We start from the raw sequence: 21368 nt of genomic DNA, 5'->3' as shown, positions 1-21368 counted from the left end.
GGATCAGTGCGTGTGTTCGGCAGATCCCTTGCCGAGCTCAGACTTCACGACGAAGCTGCCAGTCGAGGCGTAAGGCATGCCGGCCTTGAGGCCCCCAAGGACCTCGATCCGCTTGCCATCGCTGCGGCCCAGCTTCACTGGCTGAGCAATAAACCCACCGTTGACCTTCAGGAAGACAACGGGCTTGTCTCCAAGGGTCTGTACCGCGTCAGCCGAAATCGTCACGGGTGCCGCTGTTTCTTCAGAAATAACCTCGACATTCACGAACAGGCCGGGGCGCCAGGCGCCTTTGGGGTTGTCCAGAACCACGCGGGCTTTGGCTGTACGGGTTTGCTCGCCGATCAGCGCGCCTACAAAAGCGACAGTCCCCGTGGCCGATGCGTCAAACGCTGTGGCCTTGATGGTGACTTTCTCGCCCACCCGCACCGACGGCAGATCCTTCGCTGGAAGGTTGATTTCCGCCCACACGGTGGAGAGGTCGGAGATGGTGAACACCGCAGCATCTTCCTTGACGGCTTCGCCCAGGCTCAGATGCTTCTCGATGACGATCCCGTCAAAGGGCGCACGCAGCTCGATGCGATTGAGACCGGAAGCGGACGAGGTGGACAGGCCCAGCGCACTCAGCTTTTGATTGGCGTTGGCCACAGCCACCTCTGCTTCGCTCAGGGCTTGCCTGGCCTGCAGGTAGTCCTGTTCGGCAGATACCTTCTGCTCCCACAGCTTCTTTTCTCGCTCGTAAGTCGTCTTGGCCAGCGCGAGGCGCTTGTGGGCCGTCTGCAGCTCGCTGCGTTGCTCCGAGGCAGTGGGGCTGGCAATGGCAGCCAGGACTTGTCCCTTCTTGACGACTTGGCCAAGGCTGGCACTGACGCTTTCCACCACACCGGCGAGCCGTGGAACCACATGCGAGGTGCGGTCTTCGTTGAGCTTGATTTCACCAGGCAGCAAGAGTGCCGTCTTGATGTTGGCGGCGGATGTCGTATCCACCGTAATCGAGGCAGCCTTGATCTGGGCGTCTGCCAATTCAACCTTGCCTTCTTCCTTGCTCATCACGAACATGAAGGGCTCGGTGGCCGTCTGCGCGATGATCTCGATCTCGAATGCATGGGGTTCGGGAACGATTTCCTTACTGACCAGGCTGTCTTTTTCCTGAACGAAAGTCAGCTTCTGCTTTTCGTCTGTCAGGCGGGTCACCGTTGCGGTGACCGTCGCGGCATTCAGCGGCAGCGCCTTGTCTTTGTCGAACAACCAGATGCGCAGCCGCGGCTCTCCACCGTCCTCGGACAGCAGCGCCTCCAGGCTGAAGTCGCCTTCCTTGAACACAGTGCCGCCGTGAGGGCCCTTGGCTTCGCTCTTTTCGTGGTGCTCGCCGTCCGCATGGCCCTTGTCATCGTCGTGGCCCTTTTCTCCTGCCTTGCCGTGGTGCTCACCGTCGCCGTGGCCCTTGGCTTCAGTGTGGCCGCCGTGCCCGTGGCCATCGCCTTCGGCAGCTGCCGCCTTGGGCTTTCCGCCGCCCTGCAAGATGCAGGAGCCGGCCCCGACCCCCACTGCGAGGACGACGGCAATGGCGATCAGGGGCTTTTTGCTGATGGTGGATTTGCTGGTGTTCATGGTCATTCTCAGTTCTGCGTTGCGATCAGGCGGGAAGCGGTAGTGCCGCCGAGCAAGCGGTCAACATCAGCCGCTGCGCGGTGCGCCTCGCCAAGTGCTTTGAGGTATTGGGCTTTGGCTGTGAAGTAGGTACGCTGCGCATCCAGCACCTCCAGGAAATTGAACTTGCCGTTTTCAAACCCAATGGTGGCTGCGTCATACGCCGACTTCGCCCCCGGAAGGACGTCCTGCTGCAGGGCCCGGATCTCCGATGCGATCGTTGCGAGTCGCTCCCGGGCCTGCGCTACTTCGCTGTGCAGGCGCACAGTGGCAACCTGCAATTCGTCGCGTGCCTTGTCCTCCAGCTTCAGTGCCTCCAGCAGATTGCCCTCGTTGCGGTCGAACACCGGCAAAGGCACGGAGACACCGAACAGAAGCACGTTTCGCTGCGTCTCGTTGCTGCGCTGCATGCCAACGCTGACGGTGACATCCGGCACTCGCTTGCTCTGCTCCAGGTCGGTCAGGGCCTTGCGCCGATCCACCTCGATCCGCGCCAGGACAACCGCTGGAGAAGAAGAAATCAGTGGCTGCAGATCGGCGAGCTGTGGCACCGCAGGGATGTTTTCTGCCTTGCCCTCCAGTGCCGTGAAAGGCGCCTCGATCTTTCCCAGGAGCGCGAACAGCCGCGACAAGGCATTGCGTTCTTCGCTGGCTGCCTGAGAGAGTTCAACCCGGATTCCCGCTTCCGCCACGCGGGCCTTTGACTCTTCGACGGGCGAGACTTTGCCTGCGGCTACGCGCTTGGCAACGGCGTCCGTTGACGACTTGGCCAGTGCCACGCTGTCCCGGGCAAGCGCCAGGCGTTCTTGTGCAGTCAGCACATCGAAATAGGCTGCAGCCACATTGGCTCGCACGGTCGCCTTCAATTCGTCGAGTTGGGCCTGCGCTTGCTCGCGCGATTTCTCGGCCGCCTTGGTGCGGGCCGCGCGCTTGCCGCCCAACTCCACGGGAAGGTTGAGTTGCCAGCTTTGGGTGCGCGTTTTCGAGCGCGCGTCCTCCAGCGAATAGGCAAGCTCGGGATTTGGGCGAGTGCGTCCTTGCAGAACTTGCCCCTCGGTGGACTCGAACTGGCGAGTCGCAGCAGCCACCTCTGGGTTTCCCTCCAGCGCCAGTTCAATGGCCCTGGCCAGCGACAGCGGCGCTACGGGTGCTGCAACGTCCGCAGGGGCATTCGAGCCGGCCACGGGTCGTTGTGCCATGCCTTGGGACAAGGCACCGGTGGACGTGGCGAGCAGTATGACTGCGGCAGCCGTTGCGAGCTTGATTTTCTTGCGGCCGCGCCATGCGTCCGGCTTTCCTTGAAAGCAAATACCCTTGAACATCCGATTCTCCAGTGATTTCAAAACACGAAGGATCAGCGGGGGGCAACCGTGCAGTTGCTGGCAACTCGTCATTCGTCACAGTCGCGGCATGCGCAACTGCATCCGCCCTTGGGGCGGACACGGACAACTGAGAGAAGGAGAGAGGCCCCGCCGATTAGGCGAGGACAGACCACCGGGGGCGGTCTGGGGGAGTGGGCGTTACACCAGCGATTCGTACATGGGGCTGGGCACCGACACTGCCATCGTGAGAGGCACCCCGGCTGGCATAAGGGAAATTGAGGGCGCCGATGCCGGCACCATGACAGACGGAGCAGTCGATATCAAAACCAGCGCTTTGATCGCCCTTGTCGGCTTGGTGGTCCGCCTTGTCAGCATCATGTTTGTGCTCATGATGTCCCACATGCTGCGCCTGCGCCGTCGTACTCTCATGCATGCAATAGGCAGCTACCGCAGACCAGCTGAACTGGAACGGTAGCAGTGCAAGCATAAAAACAGCTATCAAGCGGCGCATTTTTTGAAGTCTAGCATGCGTCCATGAAGTGACCGCGTGAGGATTGATGGCCGCTCTGGCGCAATTGTGTCGAAAAATCAGCCGCCCGCGCCGTGCAGTTCCTGCAGGCGCTGCTTGTCGGCGGCAGACATGTTCAGGTATTCCTGTTGCACCTGCTCACGGGTCTTTGCCGCTCCGGTCGCCTTGACGGGCACCGCACCACCGCGCGAAAGGATCGCCAAGGTCCCATCCTGGCGAGCCGTCGCGACCGACTGAATTACGTCGCCGCGCGACAACGAGCCCTGGACGTGGTCGGGATGGGTGGTGAAACCGACCTCACCTCCTGCGGGGTGGTACAGCGACGACGCCGATGCCAGGCCGGGAGCGGCAATGGCCAGGGCGATCAAGGAAAGTGCGAGAGGTTTGCGGATGATCATGGTGTTGTCCCTTGCTTGTGGTGAGCCTTCGGCGACCTGCCTGGGCTATGCCTTGCGACATGGGGTGAACTGTAGAAAACGGCCCCCGACAAGGCACCAACAGCCAGATGACAAATTCGTAATCTACGAAGGGCCTGCATTCTTCGAGAATGGCACCATGAAAATTCTGCTCATCGAAGACGAAGTCAAGCTGGCCGAGTACCTGCGCAAGGGCCTGGGTGAGGTCGGCTACGTGGTGGACGTGGCGCACAACGGGGTGGATGGCCTGCACATGGCGCTGGAAGGTGGGCACGATTTGCTGGTCTTGGACGCGATGCTCCCAGGGATCGACGGCTTCAGCCTTCTAACGGCCTTTCGCAAATCCAGGCAGACCCCAGTGCTGATGCTGACGGCCAGGGTCAGTGTGGAGGACCGCGTGCTGGGACTGCAAACTGGCGCCGATGATTACCTGGTCAAGCCCTTCGCCTTTTCCGAGTTGAGCGCCCGCATCCAGGTTCTGCTCAGGCGCACCCAAGGTGCGCGGGACGCGGCAGAGCCCACGCAACTGCGTCTGGCCGACCTGGAAGTCGACCTGGTGCGGCGCAAGGCGTCCCGAGGCGGTCAGCGCTTGGAGTTGACTGCCAAAGAGTTCCTGCTGTTGACCCTTTTTCTGAGAAGGAAGGGAGAAGTGCTGTCCCGCACAGAGATCGCCGAGCAGGTCTGGGACATGAACTTCGACAGCGATACCAACGTGGTGGAGGTCGCAATACGGCGCCTGCGCACCAAGATCGATGTGCCCTTTGATACTGCGCTGCTGCACACCATCCGCGGCATGGGCTACGTCATGGAAGAGCGCAACGGATGAAGGCGCTGATCCAACATCGCTCATTGCGCCAGCGGTTGTCGTGGTGGCTGGCACTGCAGAGCTTTGCCGGGCTCGGGCTGGTCTGCCTGGCCGTCTACCTGGTGACCGAATTCAACTTCCGAGACCGGCAAGAGGAAACGCTGGCGCAAAAAGAAACCGTCATTCGGCACTTGCTGCTGGATGGCAAGGAGCATGGGGATTCGGAAGACCTTGCTCACAAGCTCGATGACTTCCTAGTGGGGCACGGGGATCTGTCGCTCGAAGTAGCGCAAGCCGACGGGTTCGTTCTCTACGCCCATACCCGCAACCAGAATGCGAAGACGGTGTGGCGTCAACGGCAGTTCGAAGTGGCACAGACTGCGGGCCAGACTCCCTCGAAGCATTTGCGCGTCCAGCTGTCTCTGGACATCCAAAACGACAACCAGTTGCTTCACCGGCTTGCACTCACCTTGCTGGTGGCAGCCGTTGGTGGGGCCATCGTGGTTTCGCTGGGTGGATTCTCGCTGGTGAACCTGGGCCTGGCGCCCGTTCGAAGACTGGCCAGTCAGACGCGCGCAGTGTCGGCCGACAATTTGCACCAGCGGCTCGACGGCGCAGAGCAGCCACTTGAACTCGTGCCTCTGATCGACCAGTTCAACGCGCTCCTGGCCCGCATTGAGAAGGCCTACTCACAGATGGAGGGCTTCAATGCGGACGTGGCGCACGAGCTGTGCACGCCTTTGGCCACGCTCATTGCCAACAATGAACTGGCGCTGCGGCGCCCTGATCAGGCGGACATTCGCGAGGTGCTGGCGTCTAATCTGGAGGAACTGCATCGCCTGACCGGCATCGTCAATGACATGCTCTTCCTTTCCCAGGCGGATCGGGGAGTGGGAGCGCGTCGCGTATCCGTGGCGAGCCTTGCATCGATGGCTGCTGACGTACTGGACTACCACGAGGCCGCGCTAGCCGAGGCCGGTCTCACTGCGAAAGTCGTCGGCGATGCGCACGGCTCCTTCGACGTGCCGTTGTTGCGCCGGGCCTTGTCGAACTTGCTGGGAAACGCCACTCGCTACGCGAGCACTGGCTCAATCGTCCAGATCAACCTGAGAGCGGTTGACGAGGACCGCGCGCTGATCAGTGTCACCAACTACGGCGACACGATCGATCCCGAGATTCTTCCGCAGTTGTTTGACCGATTCTTCAGAGCGGATCCTGCTCGCAGCCATGCACAGAGCAACCATGGCCTGGGCCTGGCAATCGTGGGCGCGATTGCCCGCATGCACCAGGGCAAGCCCGTGGCCAGGTCAGAGAACGGAGTGACAAGTGTCGGGATAGAAATTCGCGCTCACTGATAGTCAGCATCGTTTATTGGCCCGCTGCCTGGGAGCCACGCCGATATCACGATGGGCACCTGGCGGGTGGGCCTCGCTGGGCTGCATGTGATTGTGTTGCAGTGCCGCATTGGCCAACCCGCCTAAGATGCCGCACTCACCGGCGAGGTGGCCTGGTGAGCACTGCTGTTGCAAGCTGCGCAATTCGGACTCCAGTGCTTGGAGTTCCCGGATGCGAGAGACCACGTGCCCGATGTGCTCCTGAAGAAGCGCGTCCACCGAGCCGCAGTTTTCATCCGGAGCGTCCTTGAAATGCAACAACACCCGGATCTCGTCGAGCGTCATGTCCAGGCAGCGGCAATGGCGAATGAAGGCCAGGCGCTCGACATGGCTGCTGTCGTAGACCCTGTAATTGCTTTCTGTGCGCATCGCGGTCGGCAGCAGGTTCTCGCGCTCGTAATAGCGGATGGTCTCGGTCTGCGTGCCGGTGGCCTTGACAAGTTCGCCGATTTTCATGAAGCGTCCTTTGCAAAATCTGTTTTACGTAGGACAAGGCAGCGACATCTGGCTTGTCGCTTGACTTTAAGGTCACTACAGGGTTTCCAATTAGGCCATGAAATCAGAAACCAGCACTCCTCCCAGCGTTGTTGACACCTGCTGCTCCTCGGGCTGTTCCAGTCCCGCAGCAGCGGCCCCTGCAGCCGCAAGCAGCCCGGGCCAAGGCAAGCTGTTCCGAATCGCCACCATGGACTGCAGCGCTGAGGAGTCGGAGATCCGGCGGGCGCTGGAACCTCTGGAGGGAATCCGCTCTTTGGGCTTCCAGCTGGGCGCGCGCACGCTGAAGATCGATGCGGAGGATCGCGCCTTGTCCCTGGCGCTCGATGCCATCCGCAAGGCGGGCTTCGATCCACAGCCGGTGGTCGCTGCGGCAAACACCCAGGGTAGCCAGGGCCGGGTGTTTCGCATTGCGACCATGGACTGCAGCGCCGAGGAGGCGGAGATTCGCCGAGCGCTGGAGCCTCTGGATGGGATTCGCTCTCTGGGCTTTCAGCTCGGTGCGCGGACGCTGAAGATCGATGCCGACGAAGGCACCTACCCGCTGGCCCTCGACGCAATCCGCAAAGCGGGCTTCGATCCGCAGCCAGTGGCCGGCGCCAATGGCTCCGAGGGCGGACAGGCGGGCGAACCAGCCGAAGGCGACGACCATGGACATGGTTTTGCAGGCGGCATCTCCCGACTGGTAGCCGCGCTCGTGTTCGCCACGGGGGCTGAGGTCCTCTCGTTCTTTGCTCCCGATCAAATGGCCTGGAAAGTGGCGGGCATGGCCATCGCCGCGCTGGCTATCTGGCTTGCCGGGATCGACACCTACAAGAAAGGCCTTGCAGCGCTGCTGCGCGGCAAGCTGAACATCAATGCGCTGATGTCGGTGGCCGTCACAGGAGCCTTCCTCATCGGCCAGTGGCCGGAGGCCGCCATGGTGATGGCCCTGTACGCGATTGCCGAGTTGATCGAGGCCAAGGCGGTGGACCGGGCCCGAAACGCTATCAAGGGCTTGCTGGAACTGGCGCCCGAAGAGGCTTTGGTACTGGGCACCAACGGAGCATGGACCGCTACACCGGTGGCTTTGGTGGCCATCGGAGCGACCGTGCGCATCAAGCCGGGCGAACGCGTGCCGCTGGACGGTAAGGTGACCAAGGGCAATGGCGCCATCAACCAGGCCCCCGTGACTGGCGAGAGCATCCCCGTGGACAAGGCACCTGGCGACCAGGTGTTCGCCGGCACGATCAACGAGACTGGTGAGCTGGAGTTCGAGGTCACAGCCTTGTCGAGCAACACCACCCTGGCCAGGATCATCCAAGCCGTTGAGCAGGCGCAGGGCACGCGCGCTCCGACGCAGCGCTTTGTGGATCGGTTCGCCTCCATCTACACCCCCGCAGTCTTCGCCATTGCCGTGGCGGTGGCGGTCCTCACTCCTTTCCTGATGGGACTTACCTGGCTGGAGGCGCTCTACAAGGCCCTGGTCCTGCTGGTGATCGCCTGCCCATGCGCTCTGGTCATTTCCACGCCGGTCACGGTGGTCAGCGGATTGGCCGCAGGAGCGCGCCGCGGGATTCTGATCAAGGGCGGCACCTACCTGGAAGATGCCCGGCTCCTGAAGGCGGTGGCGCTGGACAAGACCGGCACCATCACCGAAGGCAAACCCAAGCTGGTGAAGTGGCAGGTGTGGGGTGCCGGTGACGAGGCAGCAGTCCAGCAAATGGCTGCCAGCCTGGCGGCTCGCTCCGATCACCCGGTTTCAAAGGCGATTGTCCAGGGCTTGGACGTAAAGGGCCCAGAAGCAGAAAGCTTCAAGGCCTTGCCTGGGCGCGGTGTCGAAGGCATGGTCAATGGTATGCGCTTGATGCTGGGCAATCACCGTCTGATCCATGAGCAAGGACTGTGCGGTCCGGAGCTGGAGGCGGAGCTGGCGACCCACGAAAAACAAGGCCGCACGGTCACCCTCCTGGCGGACGAATCGCGCGTCCTGGCGCTGTTTGCGGTAGCGGACACCATCCGCGAGACGTCGAGGCAGGCCATCGTCGACCTCAAGGCGCTGGGAGTGACGTCGGTGATGCTGACGGGTGACAACACGGCCACGGCAAAGGCCATCGCTGCCCAGGCCGGCATTGATGATGCCCGTGGCGATCTGCTGCCCGAAGCCAAACTCGATGCCATCAAGGAAATGCAAAAGCGCTATGGCGCTACCGGCATGACCGGCGACGGCATCAACGATGCGCCGGCGCTGGCGCAGGCCGACATCGGTTTTGCCATGGGTGCAGCGGGAACTGACACGGCCATGGAAGCCGCCGATGTAGTCATCATGAACGATGACCTGCAGCGCGTCGCCGAGACAGTGCGTCTATCCAAGCGCACCCACGCCATTCTCTGGCAGAACATCACCCTGGCACTGGGCATCAAGAGCGTCTTCCTGGTGATGGCTGTCGTTGGCACGGCCACCATGTGGATGGCGGTCTTCGCGGACATGGGAGCGAGCTTGCTGGTGGTTGCCAACGGGCTGCGTCTGCTTCGCGGTACACGGGTGGAGCCAGCCGCCAAGCCAAGCCGCTCGGAAACCAAGGAGCATGCGCATTCGCACTGAGCGTTCGTCAGCGCGCGCCAAGTCCACCGGTGGGCTTGCGGAGCGCTTGCTGAATGTCCCGCTTTCATTTCTTGGTTTTGGAGACCTCCTGCGCCACTAAGTCGGCCAGCTGTTTGTGGCCAAAGCTGGGTAGCGGGCGCCCGTTGACGAAGAAGGTCGGGGTCTTTTCGACCTTGAGGGCGGTCAGGTCCTGCACGTCCTGTAGCACCACGGCGTCCAATGCAGGGGCTTCGATGTCCGCCCGCGCCCGTTGCATGTCCAGCCCCGCCTGTTCAGCCGCCTTGTAGGCCAACTCCAGGTTGGGGTTTCCATGGTCCGCCCACTGCGGCTGTGCGGCCAGCACCGCCTCCAGCACGGCCAGGTACTTGTCCTGCCGCCGGGCCGATTCCAGTAGCTTGACCACCTGCTCCGACCCTCGGTGGAAAGGCGCGTAGCGGATGACCAGCCGCACTTCGGTGGGGTACTGCTGCATCAATTCCTTGACCACCGGATAAAAGGCGCGGCAGGTCTCGCATGCGGGATCGAAGAACTCGACGATGGTCACTGGTGCCTCACGGGGCCCGATCACGGGTGAATGCATGCGGACCAGGCGTTCGGCTTGTCCTGCCACCTGCAGCTCCTGTGCACTTTGCACGCGACTCTGGTACAGATTCACGCCGACAAGGAATGCCACAAAGGCCATGCCCAGCACGAGGAAGATGATGAGTTTTCGGTGTTTCATTTGTCTGTTTTTCGCAGATAGAGGGAGAGCGAGACGGCGATGGCAATGAACGCCGCCAGTGAAAGCCAGGGCAACTCAATGCCGTAGAGGATATCGAGCTTCTGATCGGCGCATGACACGCCGGCGCCGCAGGGGACCCAAGCCTTGGGCACCAGGCCTGCCGCCAAGAGGCTGTGGTAACCAGCCACGACCGCACCCGCCAGCGCCAGAGGCAAGGCATAGACAGCGCCCCGGCGGTCGTCGCTGTAAAAGGCCATTCCCAGAAGCAAGACCAGCGGGAACATGGCAATGCGCTGGTACCAGCACAAGACGCAAGGAGCCATGCCCATGACTTCGCCGATGAACAATGCACTGCCGGTGGCGGACACAGCCAGCAGCCAGGCGATCAGGAGCAGCACCGAGGGTCGGCTCATCGACACCTCCTTGAACAACGGTTCTGGCAGGAGGCACCGATCAAGGCACAACTGCGTGTGAAGATTCCAGAGCCATTCGGCCCGACAGTGGAGGACATGGAAAGATCCCGAAGGCATGCAAATGAGGCCAGCACACGCTGTGCTGGCACGCTTGGCGGGGATCGGAGACGGTGGTGACCGATGCCCTGGTCAGGCCAGGGCGGGCCACTGCGGGCGTTCGGGGCGACTGGCGGACTCTGAAGACGGCCACCCGCGCGTGTCGATGTAATAGCGCCCCAGGGGAAAGGCCGGCAGTAGATCGCGTTGCGCCTGAACGGCTTCGGTGCCCTGCAGATGGCAGGAACCACAGTCCACACTGGGCGCTGCATCGCCAGCTCGGGTGGATTCGTCCATTGCTACGTCCCGCAGTTGGGCGTGCTCGCAGCAATGCATTGACACAGGAGGTAAGGAACCCGGTCCGTCATCGTTGCAGTACGCGCCCACCACCGCCCAGCACAATTGCAGCGGCAACAGTACCAATAGGAATACAAGCAGACGGGTGCGGGAGTGCATCCGGAAAATTGTAGTGGCATCCGAGGCGGAACGACCACTTTGGAGCGCCGGCCGATCCAATGCCCGGCAGTGTCGAATCGATCACACAGACAGGCGCGGCAACATAACAAACTTGTAATCTTGCGGTGCGCAAGCTGTCGGCATACGGTCAGCAAACTGTCACACGTGACTCGTCGGCTGGCCAGACATTGGTGCAGTTTCCGGGGCACGTGCATTCAAACCCCAGGAGATCCACCTGACAGTTCGCACCTTCCTGGCCGCCGTGTCGCTTTCTGCGGCAGTTGACCCAGCCATGGCCAGCAGCGTGATCCATCCTGCGACCACCGAGATGGGATACACGACGCACCCAGAACACGCGCAAGCGGGCAAATCGCGTGATCAGGTCCTGGCGGAGATGGATCAGTCCAAGAAGGACGGCCTGTGGCAGTACCACCGCTTTGGAGCTCCCGTACCGGTCAAGGGCAAGGTCGCGAGCCGCGGTGAAGTGCTGGCTGACCTGGAACGCTCCCAGAAGCATCCAAGCTGGGCACTTCGCCGTGTCGGTGCGCCAGTGGCGGCAATACTCGCGCCCTGACACGACTTACATTCAGCATCGCCCCCCGTCCTTGCAGTGCAAACTGCATAAGCCGAAGGGGGCAAGTCATGGCGCCGCTTCGGATGTGCGGACCGATCCCGTTGTTGTCCCGCACGAATTACGAGAATCAGACGTGATGCAGGGTGACTGCGCAGTGACCAAGAACAACTATTGCGTTCGATCCGCAGGCTGGTCAGTGAAGCGGTGGCACGCCTGAACGGCCTGTTCAACACCATCGACGCGGCCATGGGCCAGGCTTTCATTGCATGGCGCTCAACAAACAAGCGGTCCGCTGATCGCCCGCTTCTGAAAGTGAATGCTCCTGTCTCGCATACGTTGAGTGCGACAGCCTATTAGCTCTCGAACTGCTATTGCTGTCATGTTTTTGGAACCCCGGAACTCGTGAGCGATGTGTGCCTGGGCTTGATGCGAGAAAAGAAGCCCGGACACGCCACATGGATCGCGGCCGAAGACTGACTGTGGCTGTACCAACCTCTGCTCCGAGCTCCTCCTAATCCCCGGCAAGACATGGCTGGATGCCGGTTGCTCAAACGGCTTCAGCGCCTGTAGTGAAAGTAGGCGGTCGCGACGGCTGCATGGCGGGTGAAGTTGATGACTATCTGCAAACTGAAATGTGTCGTTTCTGCCTTTGCTGGTCGACGTTGCATCGCTGTTCAGCACCCCTTGTCGTTTGTCGCTACGTAGGGGTTCCATGAAGCCCAAGTCAGTCCGGGACGGCTTTCGATGCTTCCTGCAGTATTTCGCGTCCCCCGTTCGCTGCAATGGCAGCTACGACGATTCCCAATATCAGGTCCGGGATATTTGATCCCAGCCACATGACCAGGGCCCCGGACAGAACAATGGCGCCGTTAACCATGGAATCGTTATTCGTGAAAATTGCTGAGGCCTTGAAGTTCACGTCTTCACCGTGGTGACCGCGCAGCAGCCTCAGGCACACCAAGTTCAAAGCTGCATTCGCCGCAGCTATAACCATCATTGCTGGGCCCACAGGCTCCTCGTCACCGGAAAAGCGGCGCAAGACCTCCACCATCAGCAGCACGGCAAGGCCAATGAGCAAGAAGCCCGACAAACGCGCTGCGCGGACTTTGACCATAGCTGCTCGACCGACCGCGTACAAGCTGACCGCATAGACTGAAGCATCGGCAAGGTTGTCTAGGCCGGAACCCATCAGTGCGGTCGAGGCAGCCCACAGTCCAAGGCCAATACCGGCGGTGGACTGCGCCAGGTTAATCAGCAACACGGTCCACAAGATCTTGCGGTCAGCTGCATTGTTTACGTCGCGCCCGCCGAGTTCGTCGTCTTCGTCGTTTTCAGCCATGCTTGTTCCTTTCGAGTACGCACATATTCAGACCTCCAGCAACTAGAGGGTCAAGGTCGCAAGCCAAGGAACTGCTGCGGAGCATGTGGAACTGGCAGCGACGGAATCGAGGGCAAAGCCGAAAGCGTTGCGCGAAGTTCGGATGCGCTCAACATCTCTGACAAAACTTGCGCAGGCCCATTTCCGCTGTAGAGCACGTACAAAGGTACGCCACTTCGCCCAAATTTTCCCAGTTCGGCGGTAATCTCCGGGTCGCGGATCGTCCAGTCAGCGCGTAACAAAGCGACGTCCTTAGATGCAAATGCTGCCAGCACTTGCGGGTCCTGCAGCACCGTCTTCTTGTTGTACTGGCAAGTGACGCACCACGCAGCGGTGAAATCGACAAACACGGGGCGGCCGCTGGCCAGCAGTAGCTCCGCCCGGCCCGGTGCCCAGTTCTGCCAGACGCTATCACTCACCGCCGCTGCCTGCGGCGGTCGGACGGTGCTGATCTGGCCGACGAGCAGCCAGGCGCATCCTGCCGTCCATGCAACGGCGATACCCCCGACTATCAAGCGCGTGCGTCCCAACAAGCTCAGGCTCCAGGCCAGCATGCTGGTGGCAACCAACACCGCGAGCAAGGCGCCGGCCGCGTCGATCCCGGTTTGCTGCCCAAGCACCCAAATCAGCCAAGCCACCGCCGCAAACATCGGATAGGCCATCAGTTTGCGGAAGGTAACCGTCCACTCACCGGGGCGAGGCAGCAGTTGCGTAAAGGCCGGGATCCAGCTTGCGACGAGATACGGCAGCGCCATGCCAGCGCCAAGCGTCGCAAAGATCAAGATGGCCTGAGCGGCGGGCAGTGCCACCGCGAGCCCAAGCGCGGCGCCCATGAAAGGGGCCGTGCAGGGGGAGGCGACGACCACCGCCAGCACGCCGGATAAGAAAGCGTTAGCGACTGGATTGTTGCTCTGCAGAGACGCCAAACGGGCTGGAATGCACTGGCGGACCTCAAACAGTCCCGCCAGGTTCAGGCCGAGCAGCGCGAACAAGACAGCCAGCGCGGCGACCACCCCGGGCACTTGCAATTGAAACCCCCAGCCGAGCTGTTGCCCCGCTCCGCGTAGCGCGACGAGTATCAGGCCCAGCGCCATAAAAGACGCGACTACCCCAGCGGAGTATGCCGCCCCGTCGAGCCGCCGAGCCCGCTGGTTTGCGGCATGCTGCGTAAAGCCGACAACCTTGATCGCAAGCACCGGGAAGACGCAAGGCATCAGGTTCAGGATCAGCCCACCGAGCAATGCGCCCAGCAAGGCAACCATGAGTGACAGCCCGGAGCCCGATTCAGTCCCGGCTGCGATCACGTTCTTGCGAAGCGCTTCCTGCAGCGCCGGCGACATAGTGACCGGCGCCGCCATTGCAGGCCAGGGCCCTTGCACCAGAGCGTCGACCCGCCATCCTTTGTTGCCTTGGGTCAGAACGATCGGCATCACATCCGGGCTCTGACTTCGCTGAGGCGAGAGCGGGACCCGTGCGGTCCAGATCTTGCCTTCCCATGCCTGGCTCCATGGCGCGGAAGTCTCGATCACTTCCTGCGACTCGGGGAAGAATTCCAACGGCGTTTCCCGAAGGTCCGCGGGCAGCCCGCTGACGCGAAGTCGCAAGGAATTTTCATCAATCGTGGCGGTGGCCTTGCCTGCTAGTTGCTTGGGCTGTGCCGCAAAGCTCGCCTGGAAGACGGGTCCATGCAGGGCTATCGCGCTCCTAGCGGGAATCGCCAGCAAAAACTCGCCTTCCTCGGGGATGCACTCCTTGCGGCACACCAACCACTGAGCCTTGAGCTTGACTTCCAGCGCGCCACCCAGAAGCGAAGGCTTGAATTCCGGCGTGATGGTCAGCGGGACCGGCAACAGCACGGTGTGCTCGTAGCCGTAGTTGATTAACGTGCCGATGGGATATTTGCGAGGCATGGGCCACGCAATCTCACCCGCCAGCACGCCGACGGGTAGTTTCCATTCCAGCTTGGTGGGAAGTCCGGAGTCCCCGGGATTTTTCCAGTACGAGTGCCACTCAGGCTGATGCGCAAGTTGCAGGCCAACCCAGACTGGTTTGCCCGGCTCCAGGCCATCGGGCGCATGGGCCAGCAGTTCGGCTCGGGTGCGCTCGGTCGCCACCACGCTCTTGCCGCCAAGCTGCGCTGATGCCGCGCCTCCCCACAGCGTGAGCAGCAGCATGAGGAGATAAGCAGTGAGGGAGGTAGGTGGCTTGAACATGGGGCGGCAATGCACTTTTGGGGCGCGCGATGCACGCCATCGCAAGGGACTATAGGTGCAATGAGGGCGCGGGTTGCCCGCAGCCCGGGCCTGCCGAGGGTCTCTGATCGGGTCTGCTTGACTCTACTGCAACTAGAGGGTTTCCAATTCCTGCCAGACCTTTGTGAGGAGAGATGATGAGTACAAAAGAAACCCCGTTCCTGGAGACTGTCATCCGGTATGGCAGCTACCCGCTGATCCTTGGTGCCACCGCGCTGGTGCTTTTCGGTGCACTCGCTGGCGGCTGGCCGTATTTCCCCACGGTGCCGCTCACGGTGGCTGCAGCCCTCGCGTGCGTCGCCCTACTGGAGCGGCGGCTGCCCTTTCACACCGAATGGGCTCGCGACCACCGGGACACCGTCTGCGATGCGATCCACACGGTGGTCAATCTCGTCGTGCTCCTCGCGGTCCACGGCGTTATTGCTGCGCTGGCGCCGCTGTGGTCCGCCGGGACGTGGTGGCCGGATCAGTGGCCATTTTGGGCACAGGCCCTTGCCGTCGGTGCGGTACTCGACCTGAGCCTCTACAGTGTCCATTGGCTTAGCCACCGCGTTACCTGGCTCTGGGGTTTCCACGCAATCCATCACAGCTCGGAGCGCCTCTACTGGCTCAACGGCGAGCGCCGGCACCCCCTGCATGCGGGAATAATGGCCGCACCCGGCTTGCTTGCCGTAGTGTTGATGGGGGCGCCAGCATTGGCCATCGGAGCATGGCTCGGCCTGCTGGCAGTGCACCTGGCCTTCCAGCACTCCAACCTGGATTACCGGGTCGGGGCGCTGCGCTTCGTGATCGGGGCCGCTGAAGTCCACCGCTGGCACCACAAGCGCGAATACGAAGACGCCCAAGTCAACTATGGCGAGTTCTGGATGCTTTGGGATCACCTCTTCGGCACCTTCCGGCTGCCCAAGCACAAGCTCGGACCCAGCGAAGTGGGGCTGAAGGAAACCGACTTTCCGATGGACTACGGGTCGCAACTGGTCCACCCCTTCCGCAGCCAGCCAAAGGCGCACGGCGCTTCCGATAAAGACTATGGGCTCGCCCGCGCCGCATTCCTGCGTGAGAAGGGTCTCGCAGCTTCTCGCGAAGCTGCCGGCGACCGGCTCGCGGCGTGGCGGGCGCTTGAGTTGGGCCATATCGTTTCGCAGCCGTATCTTGGCCTGCACTTGCGCAGTCATGCAGCGATGCTCGGTCTGGCGTGGAGAACTCACTTTTGTTCCGAGATGCTGGTCCAAGTCGTCCGTCTCGCGTTGGCTCCCTTGGGTCATGCCCTTGGCTGTATCCCTCCCCGGAACGTTGGCACCGGGCGCTTTGGTGTGATGGAGCATGGACCGTGGCCATCGGAGTTGGACCCGGTCACCTTGCACCGCCGATAGGATACCTGGCCATGACGAACGAACAAAATCGCATTGCCGCTGAGCTGGGCGTCGATCCGCACTTCGATGTGTCAGCAGAGATCACCAAGCGCACGCAATTCCTCATGGAGTACGCGCGCGGCGCCGCCGCAGGATCGCTTGTGCTCGGGATCAGCGGCGGGGTGGATTCCAGCGTCGCCGGGCGGCTGTGCCAACTCGCTGCAGAGCAGTCGCGCTCCTCGGGCATGCCGGTTCGCTTCATCGCGATGCGGCTTCCATATGGAGTGCAGGCCGACCAGGCTGACGCCCAGCGCGCGGTGGCCTTCATCGATCCAGATGAAACGCTGGCCATCGACATCAAGCCGGCTGCCGACGCAATGCTCGCGCAGCTGAAGGCCGGTGGCCTCAAGTTCAACGACCAGTGGCAGACGGACTTCGTGCTTGGCAACGTCAAGGCGCGCCAGCGAATGATCGCGCAGTACGCCGTTGCAGGCACAAACAGCGGACTTGTGGTCGGTACGGACCATGCCGCCGAGGCTGTGATGGGTTTCTTCACCAAGTTCGGCGACGGCGGGTTCGACCTGAGTCCGCTGGGCGGTCTCACCAAGCGTCGGGTTCGGGCCATGGCCTTGGCACTCGGAGGTGACGAGGAGCTAGCGCACAAAACTCCCACCGCCGATCTGGAAACCATGCGACCACTGCGCCCCGATGAGGTAGCGCTGGGCGTTAGCTACGATGCGATCGACGACTTCCTGGAAGGCAGGCAAGTGGACCCCGTCAGCGCCGAGGTCATCCTGCTGACCTACCGCCGCACGGCCCACAAGCGGGCGCTACCTGCAGTACCGGCTCCCCAGTGCGCCGCCTGAGCCTCAGGCGGGCTCGGCCCAGCCGGTAAGAATTCCGCACTCGCGCGCCGTGCGGGCGGTATCGCAGGAACGCCGCAGGTCGGTCAACTCGCGCTCCAACTCCCGCAACTCCTTGATCTTGGCCCGCACCTGGACGATATGGGAGTCCACCAGCGAATTCACCTCACCGCAGTCCAGCTCAGGCCGATCCCGGAAACTCAGCAGTTGCCGGATTTCATCGAGGGTCATGTCCTTGGCCCGACAGCGGCGGATGAACAGCAAGCGCTGCAGGTGGACGTCGTCGTACAGTCTGAAATTGCCCTCGCTGCGCGCCGGCTCAAGCAGCAAGCCCTCGGATTCGTAAAAGCGCACCGTTTGCACCAGACAGTCCGCCCTTTTGGCCAGTTCACCGATCCGCAGCATGGTTGTTCTCCGTAAAGCTTGACTCTATATCAACTAGAGATTGTCCAATCATGACACGCGGGGAAACACTTTGCAACGAAGAATGAGCGACCTATGACCAAAGACTCCTCCAATTCATGCGGCTGCTCTGGCGACAATGGCCAACAGGCGACTTGTGCCGGAGAGAAAACCGGCACGGATACCACTATTTTCCATGTGAGCAACATGGACTGCCGCCGCGAAGAAGGACTGGTGAGGTATACGCTGGAGGGGATACCCGGCGTGGAGCGGCTGGAATTCGATCTTCCTCAGCGCAAGCTGACCGTTGCGCACAGCCAGGTGACGGCCGATGTCCTGGAGCAGGCATTGAACGCAGTGGGCATGAAGGCGCAGGCCGTCCGAGATGCGGCGGTGTCGACCACCTACCGCATCGAAAACATGGACTGCCCGAGCGAGGAGAAGGTCATCCGCTCGCACCTGGGCGCGGTTGAGGGGGTCCAGGACCTGAAATTTGACCTGGCGGGGCGCACACTGTCGGTCAAGCACCTCGCCGAGGCGCGCGCGCAGATGGAGCAGGTTCTGGCTTCCATTGGCATGCATGCCAAGGAACAGACCGCCCTTCCCGGGGGGGCGGTGGCAGCCGTGCCACTTGTCGAGTCCCCGACGTCTCAGCTTCGGCCAACCGAGCCAGTTTCCCCGACGCCGGCCGGCGAGCGCGTGACGTACCGGATCCAGAACATGGATTGCCCAACGGAGGAGGCTCTGATCCGCAACCGCTTGGGCAAGGAGCCAGGCGTGACTGCCCTGGACTTCAACCTGATGCAACGGGTACTGGGCGTCCAGCACACCCTTGCTTCGACAGCGCCGATCGAGAAGGCGCTCGATTCGATAGGCATGCGGGCCGAGCGGCTGGATCTGCACACCGTCACCACACTGCTGCGCATCGCCAAGATGGACTGCCCGACCGAGGAAAGCCTGATCCGAGGCAAGCTGCAAGGCATGCCAGGCGTGCAAGGCCTGGACTTCAACCTGATGCAGCGCATGCTCACAGTCCGACACGCGCCTGAAGCAATCAAGCCAGTGATCGAAGCGATTGAGTCACTGGGCATGGAAACCGAGGTGCACAAGACCGATGAGCCGCGCGTTTCTGAGGCGCCCGCGCACAAGGCCAGCTGGTGGCCAATGGCAGTCTCCGGCATCACGGCGGTGGTCGCCGAAGGCGTCTATTGGGCCAACGACGGATTTCACTGGGCGGTGGTCGTGCTCGCCCTGGTCTCGATCTTCACTGGCGGCCTGAGCACCTACAAGAAGGGCTGGATCGCCCTGAAAAACCGCAACCTGAACATGAACGCGCTGATGTCCATCGCAGTCACAGGCGGTATGGCGATCGGCCACTGGCCCGAGGCGGCCATGGTCATGTTCCTCTTTGCGCTGGCCGAAGTGATCGAGGCGAAGTCGCTGGACCGCGCCCGCAATGCGATTCGCGGTCTGATGGACCTGGCACCAGAGACCGCGACCATGCGGCAGGCCGACGGCTCGTGGAAGGAAATGCCGGCCAAGGAGATCGCCAAGGGCGCAGTGGTTCGCGTGCGTCCCGGCGAGCGCATCGCGCTGGACGGCCTCATGACCGCAGGCCGTTCGGCCATCACCCAGGCTCCCATCACCGGCGAGAGCCTTCCCGTTGAGAAAGCGGAAGGCGACCAGGTGTTCGCGGGCACCATCAACGAGACCGGCTCCTTTGAGTACAAGGTGACCGCTGGCGCAAGCGACTCGACGCTCGCACGCATCATCCACGCAGTGGAGTCCGCGCAGGGCAGCCGCGCGCCCACGCAGCGCTTCGTCGACCAGTTCGCGCGGGTCTACACCCCGGCTGTGTTCCTAGTGGCCTTGCTGGTTGCCGTCGTTCCACCGCTGGCCTTCGGCGGCGTCTGGTTCGACTGGATCTACAAGGCACTGGTGCTGCTGGTGATCGCGTGCCCCTGCGCTTTAGTGATTTCCACTCCCGTCACTATTGTCAGCGGTCTTGCCGCCGCCGCCAGGCGCGGCATCCTGATCAAGGGCGGCGTTTATCTGGAGGGCGGGCGCAAAATCAAGGCCTTGGCGCTGGACAAGACCGGCACGCTCACCAACGGAAAGCCTGAGCAGACCGACTTCCTGGCGCTGATCGGCGATGCCCAGCAGGTGGCGGCCTGGGCTGCGAGCCTCGCTGCGCGATCAGACCACCCAGTGTCGCAAGCCATTGCCCGCAAGGCGAAATGGGACGGCGTCTCGCTGCACGAAGTTGAAGATTTCGCGGCGTTGCCGGGGCGCGGTGTGCGCGGCCGCATTGCCGGCCGGATGCTGCAGATGGGCAATCACCGTCTCGCGAAAGAGCTCGGCCTCAGCGAGGTCGCGTTGCAATCCCAGCTGCAAGCCCTGGAGCGCCAGGGCAAGACAGCCGTCCTGCTGATGAACGACACCACGGTGCTCGGCATCTTCGCCGTCGCTGACACAGTGAAGGAAACCAGCCGCGAAGCCGTGGCCGACCTGCAGTCGCTCGGCGTGCGCACGCTGATGCTCACCGGGGACAACCAGTACACGGCGGACGCCATCGCGGCCCAGGTCGGGATCTCCGAAGCCCGTGGCGACCAGCTGCCCGAAGACAAGCTCAAGACTATTGAGAGCCTCATCGGCGGTGGGGGCCAGGTCGGCATGGTGGGGGACGGCATCAACGACTCGCCCGCCCTTGCGCGTTCCGACATTGGTTTCGCCATGGGTGCGGCCGGCACCGACACCGCTATCGAGACGGCCGACGTCGCCCTGATGGACGACGACCTGCGCAAGATTCCGACGTTCATCCGCCTGTCTCGCACCACGGCCTCGATACTGACGCAAAACATCGTTCTGGCTCTGGGCATCAAGGCGGTTTTCCTCGCGCTGACATTCACGGGTGATGCCACCATGTGGATGGCAGTGTTCGCAGACATGGGAGCTAGCATGCTCGTCGTCTTCAATGGCTTGCGCCTACTCAAGCTCAAGACGGCCTGACAGGGATGCAAGTGCCGGACTCCGCAGCACAGTGGACGAAACGCTGGCTGTATGACTGGGGTGGTGCCAACGTGGACCTCTTCCTTGCCACCCGGGGCGCCGTGTCTGACGGTTGGCTCTGGGCGCCCGAAATCCTGAGCGTGCTAGGTAGCTACTGGGGAGCGCCGGCGGTCGTGCTCCTGATGCTGGTTTGGCGGCGAGCACTGGTTCGGGAGAAGTCAAAACCGCTTGACGTGCCGTTGTGCAGATTTGTGCTCGGCCTGGCCCTTGCGATGGCCGTTGCAGCGATCTTCAAGGCGGTTTTCGCGCTGCCGCGTCCGTTCGTGGTCCTGGGAGATGCGGTGTACCGGGCCCACTCTGCACCTGACAGCCGGTACACGATGCCCAGCGGCCACTCGGTCTACGTCGGCGTCCTGGCGGCAGCACTTTGGCCTGCACTGGGCAGGGTGGGCAGGGTCGGCTCGCTGGTGTTTGCCGCCGCAGTGGGCTGGTCGCGCATCGTACTGGGTGCGCATTTTCCAATGGACGTGATCGCCGGCCTTGCCCTGGGTTGGGCTTGCGCTGCGGGTGCGGGCTCTTGGGCCCAACGCATGGCCCGAGAGGTGCCGATCACAGGGCGGAGCTTGTGATTGTCGCTGTGAGGCCGAGCTGGGCTCCGTC

Annotated in this window: 18 protein-coding genes; 8 read left to right on the top strand and 10 right to left on the bottom strand. The window is 62.3% G+C overall.

The features are described from left to right. Positions 1-3 precede the first annotated feature (3 nt). From ACK59X_RS08055 to ACK59X_RS08040, 4 genes are all read right to left on the bottom strand, one after another. Positions 4-1614 (bottom strand): efflux RND transporter periplasmic adaptor subunit, encoded by a 1611-nt coding sequence (locus tag ACK59X_RS08055; protein ID WP_409956362.1) that lies wholly within the window; start codon positions 1612-1614, stop codon positions 4-6. A gap of 2 nt (positions 1615-1616) precedes the next feature. After that, entirely contained in the window at positions 1617-2969 is a 1353-nt protein-coding gene (locus ACK59X_RS08050) for a TolC family protein (protein ID WP_179684644.1), read from the bottom strand. A gap of 154 nt (positions 2970-3123) precedes the next feature. Beyond that, entirely contained in the window at positions 3124-3456 is a 333-nt protein-coding gene (locus ACK59X_RS08045; RefSeq protein WP_409956409.1) for a hypothetical protein, read from the bottom strand. Between the two features lie 101 nt (positions 3457-3557). Then, entirely contained in the window at positions 3558-3896 is a 339-nt protein-coding gene (locus ACK59X_RS08040; RefSeq protein ID WP_179684642.1) for a DUF4148 domain-containing protein, read from the bottom strand. 157 nt (positions 3897-4053) lie between these two features. Here ACK59X_RS08040 and ACK59X_RS08035 point away from each other — a divergent pair, with 157 nt between their 5' ends. Together ACK59X_RS08035 and ACK59X_RS08030 are read left to right on the top strand one after the other, a co-directional pair. After that, complete coding sequence (locus ACK59X_RS08035) at positions 4054-4740, top strand: heavy metal response regulator transcription factor (RefSeq protein ID WP_179684641.1); 687 nt, start codon at positions 4054-4056, stop codon at positions 4738-4740. Beyond that, the gene (locus tag ACK59X_RS08030) at positions 4737-6074 is read left to right on the top strand and encodes a heavy metal sensor histidine kinase (protein ID WP_179684640.1); all 1338 of its coding nucleotides are present in this window, start codon (positions 4737-4739) and stop codon (positions 6072-6074) included. Before ACK59X_RS08035 ends, ACK59X_RS08030 begins: the two co-directional genes overlap by 4 nt. A gap of 3 nt (positions 6075-6077) precedes the next feature. Here the strand turns inward: ACK59X_RS08030 and cadR (ACK59X_RS08025) are convergent, their stop codons facing one another. After that, on the bottom strand, positions 6078-6569 hold the full coding sequence (cadR, locus tag ACK59X_RS08025) for a Cd(II)/Pb(II)-responsive transcriptional regulator (protein ID WP_409956361.1): 492 nt from the start codon (positions 6567-6569) through the stop codon (positions 6078-6080). A gap of 97 nt (positions 6570-6666) precedes the next feature. Between cadR (ACK59X_RS08025) and ACK59X_RS08020 the strand changes: the two genes are divergently transcribed. After that, on the top strand, positions 6667-9192 hold the full coding sequence (locus tag ACK59X_RS08020; protein ID WP_409956360.1) for a heavy metal translocating P-type ATPase: 2526 nt from the start codon (positions 6667-6669) through the stop codon (positions 9190-9192). A gap of 64 nt (positions 9193-9256) precedes the next feature. Here the strand turns inward: ACK59X_RS08020 and ACK59X_RS08015 are convergent, their stop codons facing one another. Together ACK59X_RS08015 and ACK59X_RS08010 are read right to left on the bottom strand one after the other, a co-directional pair. Further along, positions 9257-9913, bottom strand: a complete 657-nt coding sequence (locus ACK59X_RS08015; protein ID WP_409956359.1) for a DsbA family protein — start codon at positions 9911-9913, stop codon at positions 9257-9259. Next, entirely contained in the window at positions 9910-10326 is a 417-nt protein-coding gene (locus tag ACK59X_RS08010) for a disulfide bond formation protein B (protein WP_409956358.1), read from the bottom strand. Before ACK59X_RS08010 ends, ACK59X_RS08015 begins: the two co-directional genes overlap by 4 nt. Before the next feature lie 739 nt (positions 10327-11065). On the opposite strand from ACK59X_RS08010, the gene ACK59X_RS08005 reads away from it, so the two are divergent. Further along, a complete protein-coding gene (locus tag ACK59X_RS08005; RefSeq protein ID WP_409956408.1) occupies positions 11066-11452 on the top strand; it encodes a DUF4148 domain-containing protein in 387 nt (128 codons plus the stop codon). A 724-nt stretch (positions 11453-12176) separates the two neighbouring features. Here the strand turns inward: ACK59X_RS08005 and ACK59X_RS08000 are convergent. Both ACK59X_RS08000 and ACK59X_RS07995 read right to left on the bottom strand, forming a co-directional pair. Beyond that, on the bottom strand, positions 12177-12791 hold the full coding sequence (locus ACK59X_RS08000; protein WP_409956357.1) for a cation transporter: 615 nt from the start codon (positions 12789-12791) through the stop codon (positions 12177-12179). 50 nt (positions 12792-12841) lie between these two features. Continuing rightward, complete coding sequence (locus ACK59X_RS07995) at positions 12842-15004, bottom strand: protein-disulfide reductase DsbD family protein (protein ID WP_409956356.1); 2163 nt, start codon at positions 15002-15004, stop codon at positions 12842-12844. Between the two features lie 215 nt (positions 15005-15219). Between ACK59X_RS07995 and ACK59X_RS07990 the strand changes: the two genes are divergently transcribed. Continuing rightward, on the top strand, positions 15220-16455 hold the full coding sequence (locus ACK59X_RS07990; protein ID WP_409956355.1) for a sterol desaturase family protein: 1236 nt from the start codon (positions 15220-15222) through the stop codon (positions 16453-16455). Positions 16456-16466: 11 nt separating this feature from the next. Further along, a complete protein-coding gene (gene nadE, locus ACK59X_RS07985) occupies positions 16467-17300 on the top strand; it encodes an ammonia-dependent NAD(+) synthetase (RefSeq protein ID WP_409956354.1) in 834 nt (277 codons plus the stop codon). Positions 17301-17303: 3 nt separating this feature from the next. Here the strand turns inward: nadE and cadR (ACK59X_RS07980) are convergent, their stop codons facing one another. Further along, positions 17304-17702: a Cd(II)/Pb(II)-responsive transcriptional regulator gene (cadR, locus tag ACK59X_RS07980; RefSeq protein ID WP_409956353.1), complete on the bottom strand. Its 399-nt coding sequence runs from the start codon at positions 17700-17702 to the stop codon at positions 17304-17306. Positions 17703-17795: 93 nt separating this feature from the next. Between cadR (ACK59X_RS07980) and ACK59X_RS07975 the strand changes: the two genes are divergently transcribed. Together ACK59X_RS07975 and ACK59X_RS07970 are read left to right on the top strand one after the other, a co-directional pair. Beyond that, a complete protein-coding gene (locus ACK59X_RS07975) occupies positions 17796-20708 on the top strand; it encodes a heavy metal translocating P-type ATPase (protein WP_409956352.1) in 2913 nt (970 codons plus the stop codon). A gap of 5 nt (positions 20709-20713) precedes the next feature. Beyond that, positions 20714-21337, top strand: coding sequence for a phosphatase PAP2 family protein (locus ACK59X_RS07970; protein WP_409956351.1), 624 nt, complete (start codon positions 20714-20716; stop codon positions 21335-21337). The last annotated feature ends 31 nt before the right edge of the window (positions 21338-21368 follow it).

Source organism: Acidovorax sp. (genome assembly GCF_046339755.1).
In the GTDB taxonomy this organism is placed as follows: Bacteria; Pseudomonadota; Gammaproteobacteria; order Burkholderiales; family Burkholderiaceae_C; genus Acidovorax.
This window is presented reverse-complemented; position numbering and strand designations above follow the sequence as displayed.

Bases quoted from the DNA above. Each gene is read 5' to 3' on its own strand.
- ACK59X_RS08055 (WP_409956362.1), bottom strand. From the start codon at position 1,614: ATGACCATGAACACCAGCAAATCCACCATCAGCAAAAAGCCCCTGATC.
- ACK59X_RS08050 (WP_179684644.1), bottom strand. From the start codon at position 2,969: ATGTTCAAGGGTATTTGCTTTCAAGGAAAGCCGGACGCATGGCGCGGC.
- ACK59X_RS08045 (WP_409956409.1), bottom strand. From the start codon at position 3,456: ATGCTTGCACTGCTACCGTTCCAGTTCAGCTGGTCTGCGGTAGCTGCC.
- ACK59X_RS08040 (WP_179684642.1), bottom strand. From the start codon at position 3,896: ATGATCATCCGCAAACCTCTCGCACTTTCCTTGATCGCCCTGGCCATT.
- ACK59X_RS08035 (WP_179684641.1), top strand. From the start codon at position 4,054: ATGAAAATTCTGCTCATCGAAGACGAAGTCAAGCTGGCCGAGTACCTG.
- ACK59X_RS08030 (WP_179684640.1), top strand. From the start codon at position 4,737: ATGAAGGCGCTGATCCAACATCGCTCATTGCGCCAGCGGTTGTCGTGG.
- cadR (WP_409956361.1), bottom strand. From the start codon at position 6,569: ATGAAAATCGGCGAACTTGTCAAGGCCACCGGCACGCAGACCGAGACC.
- ACK59X_RS08020 (WP_409956360.1), top strand. From the start codon at position 6,667: ATGAAATCAGAAACCAGCACTCCTCCCAGCGTTGTTGACACCTGCTGC.
- ACK59X_RS08015 (WP_409956359.1), bottom strand. From the start codon at position 9,913: ATGAAACACCGAAAACTCATCATCTTCCTCGTGCTGGGCATGGCCTTT.
- ACK59X_RS08010 (WP_409956358.1), bottom strand. From the start codon at position 10,326: ATGAGCCGACCCTCGGTGCTGCTCCTGATCGCCTGGCTGCTGGCTGTG.
- ACK59X_RS08000 (WP_409956357.1), bottom strand. From the start codon at position 12,791: ATGGCTGAAAACGACGAAGACGACGAACTCGGCGGGCGCGACGTAAAC.
- ACK59X_RS07995 (WP_409956356.1), bottom strand. From the start codon at position 15,004: ATGCTGCTGCTCACGCTGTGGGGAGGCGCGGCATCAGCGCAGCTTGGC.
- ACK59X_RS07990 (WP_409956355.1), top strand. From the start codon at position 15,220: ATGAGTACAAAAGAAACCCCGTTCCTGGAGACTGTCATCCGGTATGGC.
- nadE (WP_409956354.1), top strand. From the start codon at position 16,467: ATGACGAACGAACAAAATCGCATTGCCGCTGAGCTGGGCGTCGATCCG.
- cadR (WP_409956353.1), bottom strand. From the start codon at position 17,702: ATGCTGCGGATCGGTGAACTGGCCAAAAGGGCGGACTGTCTGGTGCAA.
- ACK59X_RS07975 (WP_409956352.1), top strand. From the start codon at position 17,796: ATGACCAAAGACTCCTCCAATTCATGCGGCTGCTCTGGCGACAATGGC.
- ACK59X_RS07970 (WP_409956351.1), top strand. From the start codon at position 20,714: ATGCAAGTGCCGGACTCCGCAGCACAGTGGACGAAACGCTGGCTGTAT.